12 protein-coding genes and 1 rRNA gene are annotated in these 9,534 nt (G+C 38.0%); 9 read left to right on the top strand and 4 right to left on the bottom strand.

Annotation, left to right across the window (positions count from 1 at the left end):
- Positions 1-86 precede the first annotated feature (86 nt).
- Positions 87-1,382: a glutamate-1-semialdehyde 2,1-aminomutase gene (locus BTR25_RS17545; RefSeq protein ID WP_075689341.1), complete on the bottom strand. Its 1,296-nt coding sequence runs from the start codon at positions 1,380-1,382 to the stop codon at positions 87-89.
- Between the two features lie 168 nt (positions 1,383-1,550).
- On the opposite strand from BTR25_RS17545, the gene BTR25_RS17550 reads away from it, so the two are divergent.
- From BTR25_RS17550 to perR, 7 genes are all read left to right on the top strand, one after another.
- Positions 1,551-2,558, top strand: coding sequence for an ABC transporter ATP-binding protein (locus BTR25_RS17550; protein ID WP_075689342.1), 1,008 nt, complete (start codon positions 1,551-1,553; stop codon positions 2,556-2,558).
- A gap of 15 nt (positions 2,559-2,573) precedes the next feature.
- Positions 2,574-3,365, top strand: a complete 792-nt coding sequence (locus BTR25_RS17555; protein ID WP_075689343.1) for an ABC transporter permease — start codon at positions 2,574-2,576, stop codon at positions 3,363-3,365.
- Positions 3,366-3,368: 3 nt separating this feature from the next.
- Entirely contained in the window at positions 3,369-4,154 is a 786-nt protein-coding gene (locus tag BTR25_RS17560; protein ID WP_075689344.1) for an ABC transporter permease, read from the top strand.
- 11 nt (positions 4,155-4,165) lie between these two features.
- The gene (locus BTR25_RS17565) at positions 4,166-4,639 is read left to right on the top strand and encodes an ion channel (RefSeq protein WP_368483000.1); all 474 of its coding nucleotides are present in this window, start codon (positions 4,166-4,168) and stop codon (positions 4,637-4,639) included.
- 64 nt (positions 4,640-4,703) lie between these two features.
- Positions 4,704-5,171 carry a thioredoxin-dependent thiol peroxidase gene (gene bcp / locus BTR25_RS17570; RefSeq protein ID WP_075689345.1) on the top strand — a complete coding sequence of 156 codons (468 nt, stop codon included), beginning with the start codon at positions 4,704-4,706 and terminating at the stop codon, positions 5,169-5,171.
- 236 nt (positions 5,172-5,407) lie between these two features.
- Entirely contained in the window at positions 5,408-5,956 is a 549-nt protein-coding gene (locus BTR25_RS17575) for a cob(I)yrinic acid a,c-diamide adenosyltransferase (protein WP_075689346.1), read from the top strand.
- A 115-nt stretch (positions 5,957-6,071) separates the two neighbouring features.
- On the top strand, positions 6,072-6,509 hold the full coding sequence (gene perR, locus BTR25_RS17580; RefSeq protein WP_075689347.1) for a peroxide-responsive transcriptional repressor PerR: 438 nt from the start codon (positions 6,072-6,074) through the stop codon (positions 6,507-6,509).
- Positions 6,510-6,562: 53 nt separating this feature from the next.
- Here the strand turns inward: perR and crcB (BTR25_RS17585) are convergent, their stop codons facing one another.
- From crcB (BTR25_RS17585) to BTR25_RS17595, 3 genes are all read right to left on the bottom strand, one after another.
- On the bottom strand, positions 6,563-6,925 hold the full coding sequence (gene crcB, locus BTR25_RS17585; RefSeq protein WP_075689348.1) for a fluoride efflux transporter CrcB: 363 nt from the start codon (positions 6,923-6,925) through the stop codon (positions 6,563-6,565).
- Positions 6,922-7,308 carry a fluoride efflux transporter CrcB gene (gene crcB, locus BTR25_RS17590; protein ID WP_083652444.1) on the bottom strand — a complete coding sequence of 129 codons (387 nt, stop codon included), beginning with the start codon at positions 7,306-7,308 and terminating at the stop codon, positions 6,922-6,924. The genes crcB (BTR25_RS17585) and crcB (BTR25_RS17590) overlap by 4 nt, the downstream gene beginning before the upstream one ends.
- A 101-nt stretch (positions 7,309-7,409) precedes the next feature.
- A complete protein-coding gene (locus BTR25_RS17595; RefSeq protein WP_075689349.1) occupies positions 7,410-7,760 on the bottom strand; it encodes a YgzB family protein in 351 nt (116 codons plus the stop codon).
- Positions 7,761-7,909: 149 nt separating this feature from the next.
- On the opposite strand from BTR25_RS17595, the gene BTR25_RS17600 reads away from it, so the two are divergent.
- The gene (locus tag BTR25_RS17600; RefSeq protein ID WP_075689350.1) at positions 7,910-8,785 is read left to right on the top strand and encodes a nucleotidyltransferase-like protein; all 876 of its coding nucleotides are present in this window, start codon (positions 7,910-7,912) and stop codon (positions 8,783-8,785) included.
- 271 nt (positions 8,786-9,056) lie between these two features.
- Positions 9,057-9,534, top strand: a 16S ribosomal RNA gene (locus BTR25_RS17605); the annotation flags it as partial.

Raw genomic sequence — 9,534 nt, forward strand, 5'->3', positions numbered from 1 at the left:
AACTCAGTATTGTAAACGTTTTCAAAATAAAATAAAAATTAAAAGGAAGTGATTTCCACTTCCTTTAGTGTATATAAAATGCATAATTATTCGGCTGTTAGTTGAGAAAATGCATTTTCTACTGCGTGAAGAGTTGCTTCAATGTCCTCTTGTGTATGAGCTATGGTTAGAAACCATGCTTCATATTTAGAAGGTGCAAGGTTTATTCCTTGGTGTAGCATATGCTTGAAGAATGTTGCAAACATTTGTCCGTCCGTGTTTTCAGCCTGGGCGTAGTTCTCAATTTTTTCTTTCGTAAAGTAGACGGTTAAAGCACCTTTTAAGCGATTAATCGTAATGGGAACATTATATTTATGTGCAGCCGCTAAGATTCCTTCCTCGAGAATGGCTCCTAAACGGTCTAAATACTCATAAATCCCATCTTGTTTCAAAACCTCTAGACAGGCAATTCCAGAGAGAATGGAGGCGGGGTTACCTGCCATTGTTCCTGCCTGATATGCTGGTCCGAGTGGTGCGACCTGCTCCATAATCTCTTGTCTGCCGCCATAGGCGCCAATTGGCAGGCCGCCGCCAATAATTTTTCCTAGTGCAGTTAAATCTGGCTTGATCCCCAGCAAATCCTGGGCTCCGCCGTACATGAACCGGAAGGCGGTAATGACTTCATCATAAATAACGAGGGCGCCGGCATCGTGAGTTAAATCGTTAACCTGCTGGAGGAATCCCGGCTTGGGTTCAACAATTCCAAAGTTACCTACAATTGGCTCAACCAAAACAGCTGCGATTTGATCGCCCCATTTTTCTAAAGCATCTTTAAATGGCTGAATATCATTAAATGGAACAGTTATGACCTCTTGAGCAATACTTTTTGGAACACCAGCTGAATCAGGTGTTCCAAGGGTTGAAGGACCAGAACCTGCAGCCACAAGGACTAGATCTGAGTGACCATGATAGCAGCCAGCAAATTTAATGATTTTATCTCTTCCTGTGTAGGCACGTGCCACTCGGATGGTCGTCATCACAGCTTCTGTACCGGAATTAACAAATCTCACTTTCTCAAGTCCTGGCATGGCTTCCTTAATCATTTTGGCGAACTTCACTTCATGTGGTGTTGGTGTACCATAAAGAATACCGCTTTCAGCTGCCTTTTTAATGGCTTCGGTTATATGTGGATGAGCATGACCAGTTATGATCGGCCCATAAGCAGCTAAATAGTCGATATATTGATTTCCATCTACATCAAAAAAATAGGCACCTTGTGCTCTTTCCATTACAACTGGGGCACCGCCGCCAACCGCTTTGTATGAACGAGAGGGGCTATTCACTCCCCCGACAATATGTTCTAGGGCCTCACTATGTATCCGTTCAGAATTTGTAAACTGCACATCTTTTCCTCCTTGGAATCATTTCCATTCTATTTTAGCACTTTTTCTTGCGACGTTTATCTATTTAACTTTTCGAAAAGTTCTACCGAATATTCAAGAGTTGAGATACATGCGTAATTTAGCTACACTATTTGCTTAGGGTAATACGTCCCATCAGGAGGGAAATGAATGAAGAACATGATAGAAGTGAAGAATCTAAGGAAAGAATTTAAAATTTATTCAAGCAGATCGGGTCTAAAAGGGGCATTTAGAGATCTATTTACCCGAAACTATAAAATTGTGCCAGCTGTTCATGATATTAGTCTTTCGATTAAACCTGGCGAAATGGTCGGGTATATAGGTGAAAATGGAGCTGGGAAATCAACGACCATCAAAATGCTTACCGGGATTTTAACGCCCACATCCGGGAGTATAGAGGTAAATGGAATGAATCCGCATAAGGAAAGAGAGCAGTTTGTCCAGTCGATTGGTGTGGTTTTTGGCCAGCGTTCTCAATTATGGTGGGATATTGCGGTGCAGGAATCGTTCCGCCTGTTGAAAAAGGTTTATAAGGTGTCTGACGAACAATACAATGAACATATGGCAGATGTGATTAAAACCTTAGATATTGAGAAGCTATTAGATAAGCCTGTCCGTAAATTATCACTGGGGCAAAGAATGAGGTGTGAACTGGCTGCTGCGTTGATACATAATCCGCCATTGTTATTTTTAGATGAGCCTACAATTGGTTTAGATGTGTTAGTTAAATTAAAAATCCGAGATTTTTTAAAGAAAATCAATGAAAAATACAATACCACAATTCTTTTAACAACCCATGATATATCAGATATCGAGGCCTTATGCGAGCGCGTGGTAATGCTGGATGAAGGAAAAGTAATTTACGATGGAGCGTTAAGGAGTTTAAAAGAAAAATGGGGCGAAGGAAAACAACTCCAATTTCAATTTCTTGAATTAATTAACATATCCGAACTGGATAAGGTGACAGAGGACTTACCAGTAAAATGGGAGCAGAATGAAAAGGAACAGGTTTATGTGGCTAGTTTGGAGGATGATGACGAGATGATTTCGCAAGTAATTGCAAAGGTCGTAGCAGCCTTTAAAATTAAGGACATTAAGATAAACGAAACCTCAACGGAAGAAATCATCCGAAATATCTATGAAAAAGGAATTGTTTAAGAGGGAGAGCGGAAATTGGATAAATATCTTGAAATGATTAGAATACGTTTTTTGATGATGCTCGCGTATCGGACAAATTATTATACGGGCATCCTCATCTATAGCATTAACATTGGGGCGTATTATTTTTTATGGTCGGCAATCTATGGAGGGAAGGAAGAAATCCAGGGCCTTTCGATTCTGCAAATGACTACTTATGTTGCGGTATCATGGATGGCTAGAGCATTTTACTTTAATAATCTTGATCGAGAAATGGCGCTGGAGATTAAGGAAGGTAAAGTTGCGATTGAATTAATTCGACCGTATAACTACCTAGGGATGAAAACCATGCAAGGGCTTGGTGAGGGTATATTTAGGCTATTCTTTTTTTCCGTACCCGGCCTTCTGATTGTGTCTTTTGTTTTCCCCATACAATTTTCGTGGGATATAAGTGTCTGGGGTATGTTTGCTCTCAGTATTTTACTCAGTTTTCTGATTAACACCGAACTAAATCTACTCACGGGAATTACCACCTTCTTCTTATATAATAATACTGGACTCATTAGGGCCAAACGTGTGGTAATTGACTTGTTTTCTGGACTGCTGCTGCCCATTAGCTTTTTTCCCGGGTGGGCTCAAGAAATGATGAAATTTTTACCCTTTCAAGGAATCAGTTATATCCCAAGTATGATTTTTACTAATGGTTTTACAGAGCAACAAGCGTGGGATGGTATTTTACATCAATTAATCTGGGTAGTCATTCTAATCCTTCCCATCCAAATATTGTGGTATTTTGCTAAAAAAGAGCTTGTTATTCAGGGAGGATAGGTAATGTTTTATGTTTCGATGTTTTTTCAGTATTTATCACAGTATTTAAAAACTAGATTGCAATATCGGGCAGATGTATTCGTCGAGTTCCTCTCTGATTTATTATCACAGGCAATCAATCTTATCTTTATATTAGTTGTTTTTGGTCATACCAGTTTGCTGAATGGGTGGACTAGAGATGAAATCATTTTTATCTATGGGTTTTTTCTTGTACCATACGCAGTATTTTCGGCTTTCTTTAATATTTGGGACTTCAATGAACGCTATATTGTAAAAGGTGAAATGGATCGTATTTTAACAAGACCGATCCACAGTCTCTTTCAAATTATCCTTGAACGGATCGAGCTGGAATCTTTACTAGGTGCTATAACAGGACTGGCCATTATGTTTTATGCGGGAGATAGACTTGGGCTGGATGTGAAATGGATTGACTCCATTATATTTATTATCTTTGTTATTGGCGGGGCACTTGTATATGGCGGGGTTTTTGTTATGATCGCTTGCATAAGCTTCTGGGCGGATGCAAGAACTAGTATTATGCCTATGATGTACAATATTAGTAATTATGGCCGTTATCCGGTTGATATCTATAATAAAGTCATCCGTTTTGTATTAACCTGGATTTTGCCATTCGCTTTTGTTGGAGTTTATCCTGCAACCTATTTTCTTGGAAAAGAAGAATGGTTCATATACGCCTTTCTTACCCCATTTATTGGAGTTAGCTTTTTCACACTCTCAGTTCTTCTTTGGAATCAAGGAGTAAAGAAATATCGTGGTGCAGGAAACTAAGGAAGTAATATTTGATATTTTATCGTCCAAGCCTGCATATGAATAGACTAACTGAGTTTATTGAGGTGGTTAGTTTGTTTTATTTTCTGCTTCCGGTTGTCATCTTTACAATATTTATGAGCCTAAGAACATTATTTATCCCCAACACGATTAAAGGAAAGTTTGTTTCAATTGAAAATGCACTATATTTAGGTTCAATGTATTTAACGGTCATCATCGGCTTTGGTCTTATTTACTTGTTATTTGAATTAAGAGGTGTTTCAATCCTAGTGGAGGCCAATAAGGATAACGTCTACAATATTTTTGAAACTAGCTTTTACTTCAGTGCGATGACCCTGTTTTCTGTTGGAAATGGGGATGTTGTTCCTCATGGTTTGGGGAGAATGGTAGCAGTAATTGAAGCATTAATTGGATATACCCTTCCTGCAGCGTTTGTAGCGCGAGCCTTATTAGATGGAAGGAACGAGGAGATATCTACTAAATAGTTGTCTTGTCAGTAAATTTTGGTTAGGCTATGGGAGAGGAAATCTTTCCATGGGGTGATTGAGAATGGCAATAGCGTTAGGAATGAAAGCACCAGAATTTACACTTGCTGCAAGTAATGGTGATACGGTCAACTTATCTGATTTTCGCGGAAAAAATGTTGTGCTTTATTTTTACCCAAAGGATATGACTCCTGGGTGTACAACAGAGGCATGTGATTTTCGTGATCAGATAAGTAATTTTACTGAAGTAAATGCGGTGATTTTAGGAGTAAGTCCAGACCCGATTGACCGCCATCAAAAGTTTGCTGAAAAATATGGATTACCATTTTTGCTTTTATCAGACACAGAGCATGAAACTGCAGAGGCCTACGGAGTATGGAAGCTAAAGAAAAACTTTGGCAAAGAATATATGGGGATAGAACGATCTACCTTTATCATTAATAAAGATGGTACATTGGTGAAGGAATGGAAAAAAGTTAAAGTAAAAGGACATGTAGGGGAAGCATTACTTTATATTAAGGAAAACCTATAAATAACGCCTATTTTCACGATTAAAGGCTTTTGTCCAATGCAATAAACCTCATTTTGAATATCATTTTATTAGGGCATACCTCCTCAGATAAACGTTTAGGGTCGTAAAGACCCTATTTTTTTTGGATTAACTCTATATTTTTTTTAAAAAATTGCCCATAGGTGWTATGATTTGTAAAAGTACAAATGAATACATATGAGTAAATAGAAGGAATTTATCTTAAGGAGGCTTTGTTAATGAAAATTTATACAAAAACAGGGGATAAGGGAACTACTTCTTTAATTTATGGTCAACGTGTTGCAAAAAATGACATGCGTGTAGAAGCGTATGGAACATGTGACGAAACAAATTCGATGATTGGTCTTGCATTGAGTTATATGCATAAAGAAAGTTTTCAAAAAAAAGAATTAATAGAGAACGCATATCATAAAATACAAACAAATCTTTTTCATGTAGGCGCTGAATTGGCTACCCCAAAAGGAAAGGAAGTTAAGTGGTCTCTTAAGCCTGAAGATATAGAAGAAATGGAAAAACAAATTGATCTTCTAAATGATACTCTTCCTGCATTAACCAATTTTATTTTGCCTGGCGGCCATTCATCTGGAGCGGCTTTCCATGTTGCACGTACAACAGCTAGAAGAGCTGAAAGATGTGCAGTAGCATTAGAAGAAGAGGTTAATCCACTTGTTTTAGCTTACTTAAATCGGCTCTCAGACCTCTTATTCGTTACAGCAAGATACGTTAATCATGAATTGGGATATACAGAACACACATTGCACAGTTAGTTAAAGAAGAAACATTTCTAAATTATAGATATTACAATATTGACAAAAGTATTAATTAGTTAGTAAACTAATTATAACAATTATAATGTAAGAATATCTTTTAGAAAAGAGGTCCATGGCGATGAATCAGTTAAAAGAAGCGTTGGATACCTTAAAGGAAACGGGAGTAAGGATTACCCCACAACGTCATGCGATACTTGAATATTTAATAAACTCGATGTCACATCCTACTGCAGATGACATTTACAAAGCCTTAGAGGGGAAATTTCCTAATATGAGCGTGGCAACAGTTTACAATAATTTACGAGTATTTCGTGAAGTAGGCTTAGTAAAAGAATTAACCTATGGGGATGCATCTAGCAGATTTGATTTTGTAACAACACATCATTATCATGTGATTTGTGAGAAGTGCGGGAAAATCGTCGACTTTCATTATCCAGGACTCGATGAAGTGGAGCACCTTGCCTCACATGTAACAGGCTTTAAAGTTGCCAATCATCGAATGGAGATTTATGGTTCTTGCCCGGATTGTGCGAGTAAAGAGGTACACTAAGGCTGCAGAGATATTGTAAAACACTTGGGAGGTCCCAAGTGTTTTTTTTCTGTTTATAATATAATTAATCCGGCAAATGCTGCAAGGGTACCGACTGTTATGGAAGTAATGACGTAGACAGCGGCTAGTAATGTTTTATTGGCTTGAACTAAAGATAAAGTTTCGAAACCGAAAGTAGAGAAGGTTGTATAAGCGCCACAAAACCCAATTCCAAAAAGATTCCACGCCCATTCAGGTATTTGGTTTGATAAATGAAACTTTAAGATAAGCCCTAGAAGCAATGAACCTGAAATATTAATCAACCAGGTTGAGATTGGAAATGGATAGAATACATTTCCCCCCCGATTGATGTAGTTTCCTAATAAAAATCGTGATGCTGCTCCTAAAGAACCGCCTAAACCAATTAACCAGATCATAAGGGTTCTCCTTCTTTTTTTCTATATAATGCCAAACTGTGGCCCGCAAATACCAATAATAATCCTACTATATTGCTTATTGTAATATAGAGAAGCGCTAGTATTATGGACCCAGATTGGAATAGACTAATTGATTCAACTGTAAAGGTTGAAAAAGTGGTAAACGAGCCAATAAACCCTGTACCTATTAAATAAGTCCATTCAGGTTTAATTATTTTACTTTGACTCATAACAGTCAAAAACCAACCAAGGGCTAAACAGCCAAGAAGGTTAACGAATAATGTGCCTAGAGGAAAGCCGTTTTCTGAGTAAATCCATTCTCCTAAGCTGTATCTGCAAATGGCACCAAGAAATCCACCAAACATGACTAATAATAGCTTCAACTGAATCAACGTCCTCTTTCATACTGTAAAAAAACTCCTGCCACACTGACATAGATTCTCTATGCCTTTGACAGGAGTCATTAAATAGATAACCTACATTCCTAATTTGGTGACTTTTTATTATATGCTTCATCAAATTCTTTACCTTCTAATTTCGGGTCAAGTGTTAATGGTTCTTTGCAGTACATGCACATATCAACCCGTCCCAGCATTTTAGTTGCTTTCCCGCAGCTCGGACATTTCACTTGAATTGTTTTTGTTGATAACATACCAATCCAAAAGTACACAACGGTACTTGCGATTATAAAAAGGAGACCAATTAGCATAAAGATGGTCATAACAAGTGGTGAGTTACGAAAATAAATACCACCATACATTACGATAAAACCGATGAAAATCAGTGATAACGCAAAGCTCCTAATTTTATTTATTTTACTTGAATATTTAGCCATTTTACTCCCTCCTGTAAAAGAATATACCATAGAATTGAACAGAGAATAAATGATATGTTATAGGATGTCGAATTTTGTCTCATTTTTTTGAAGGAGATTTAGGTTCACTGTCGAACATATAGCTATTGAGAAAATTGGAGGGATGCTGAATGAAGGACATTCTTCGGCCTATATATCAAGAAAGGGCTAGTCAATCCAATACACTTGGAGTATTGATGATCGAGAAAAAACATAAGGCGAGCCACACAACAGATTCATTTGATGTAGTATTATTAATCATTGTTAAAGAGGCTGATCAACCATTATTAATAAAACATTACACTTATAAAGATAGCAAGGCATCAATGCATATCTTAACAGAAGAGCGTTTGAAGGAATGGCTACTGTTAGGAACAAATAGAAAAATATTTGAGTGGATTCATAATGCGAAGATTTTATTTGACCGAAATGAGTATATGGCTAATTTGAAAACAGAATTACGAGAATTCCCTTTTTACGGACGTAAGGTAAAGATGGGGTTGGAGTTTTCGAAATTGATTCGCCGGTACGTGGACGGGAAGGCGCTTTTTGAAGGTAAACAGTTTTTAGATGCATATAACCATGTTGTTCATTCCTTGCATCATCTGGCAAGACTTGCAGTTATTGACAATGGACTGCATCCAGAGTTGACAGTCTGGCATCAGGTTAAACAAATAGAGCCGGAAATCTTTAAGTTGTATGAAGAACTCGTAAATAGTGAAGAATCAATAGAAAAAAGACTTGAACTATTGTTCCTTGCTAATGAGTTCATGATTCATTCTAGAACGAGTTTAGGTGCAGAACATCTATTAAATGTTCTTCAGAAGAAGGAATACTGGTATTTTAATGAGATTATGAATGACGAGGAACTATCGCCATACTCAGTAGATCTAGCGGTTTTTCTTGAATTTTCAATTGAAAAAGGTTTAGTGAATGTGGTTAACATTGAAACAAAGGGACAGGGGATTTTTCATCGATGTTACCAAGTGAATAAAAAACTATCGTAAAAAAACAAAAGAAGCTATTGACCTTTTTTTCGATACTTGATATATTAATAACCGTCGCTGCTAAACAACACAATAAAGTTTTTGTGAGTGACGGTTATTTTTAAAAAAGTGATTGACATTCTAAATCACATCGTGTTATATTATTAAAGTCGCTTACGAGCGATGAACAACAATTGTTCTTTGAAAACTAAACAAACAAAAATGTCAACAAACAATATTTTTCATTTCTTGATTGAAATGAAGCCAACGTAACAAATGAGCTATATCAACTTTCATGGAGAGTTTGATCCTGGCTCAGGACGAACGCTGGCGGCGTGCCTAATACATGCAAGTCGAGCGAATCCTGAGGTGCTTGCACCTCTTGGTTAGCGGCGGACGGGTGAGTAACACGTGGGCAACCTGCCTGTAAGACTGGGATAACATCGGGAAACCGATGCTAATACCGGATAATCCTTTTCCTCTCATGAGGGAAAGTTGAAAGTCGGCTTCTCGCTGACACTTACAGATGGGCCCGCGGCGCATTAGCTAGTTGGTGAGGTAACGGCTCACCAAGGCGACGATGCGTAGCCGACCTGAGAGGGTGATCGGCCACACTGGGACTGAGACACGGCCCAGACTCCTACGGGAGGCAGCAGTAGGGAATCTTCCGCAATGGACGAAAGTCTGACGGAGCAACGCCGCGTGAACGATGAAGGCCTTCGGGTCGTAAAGTTCTGTTGTTAGGGAAGAACAAGTATCGGAGTAACTGC

The sequence above is a fragment of the Bacillus sp. MRMR6 genome, from assembly GCF_001940785.1.
In the GTDB taxonomy this organism is placed as follows: domain Bacteria; phylum Bacillota; class Bacilli; order Bacillales; family Cytobacillaceae; genus Neobacillus.

Coding starts and splice junctions, on each gene's coding strand:
- BTR25_RS17550 (WP_075689342.1), top strand. CDS start 1,551: ATGAAGAACATGATAGAAGTGAAGAATCTAAGGAAAGAATTTAAAATT.
- BTR25_RS17560 (WP_075689344.1), top strand. CDS start 3,369: ATGTTTTATGTTTCGATGTTTTTTCAGTATTTATCACAGTATTTAAAA.
- bcp (WP_075689345.1), top strand. CDS start 4,704: ATGGCAATAGCGTTAGGAATGAAAGCACCAGAATTTACACTTGCTGCA.
- BTR25_RS17575 (WP_075689346.1), top strand. CDS start 5,408: ATGAAAATTTATACAAAAACAGGGGATAAGGGAACTACTTCTTTAATT.
- perR (WP_075689347.1), top strand. CDS start 6,072: ATGGCGATGAATCAGTTAAAAGAAGCGTTGGATACCTTAAAGGAAACG.
- crcB (WP_075689348.1), bottom strand. CDS start 6,925: ATGATCTGGTTAATTGGTTTAGGCGGTTCTTTAGGAGCAGCATCACGA.
- BTR25_RS17595 (WP_075689349.1), bottom strand. CDS start 7,760: ATGGCTAAATATTCAAGTAAAATAAATAAAATTAGGAGCTTTGCGTTA.
- BTR25_RS17600 (WP_075689350.1), top strand. CDS start 7,910: ATGAAGGACATTCTTCGGCCTATATATCAAGAAAGGGCTAGTCAATCC.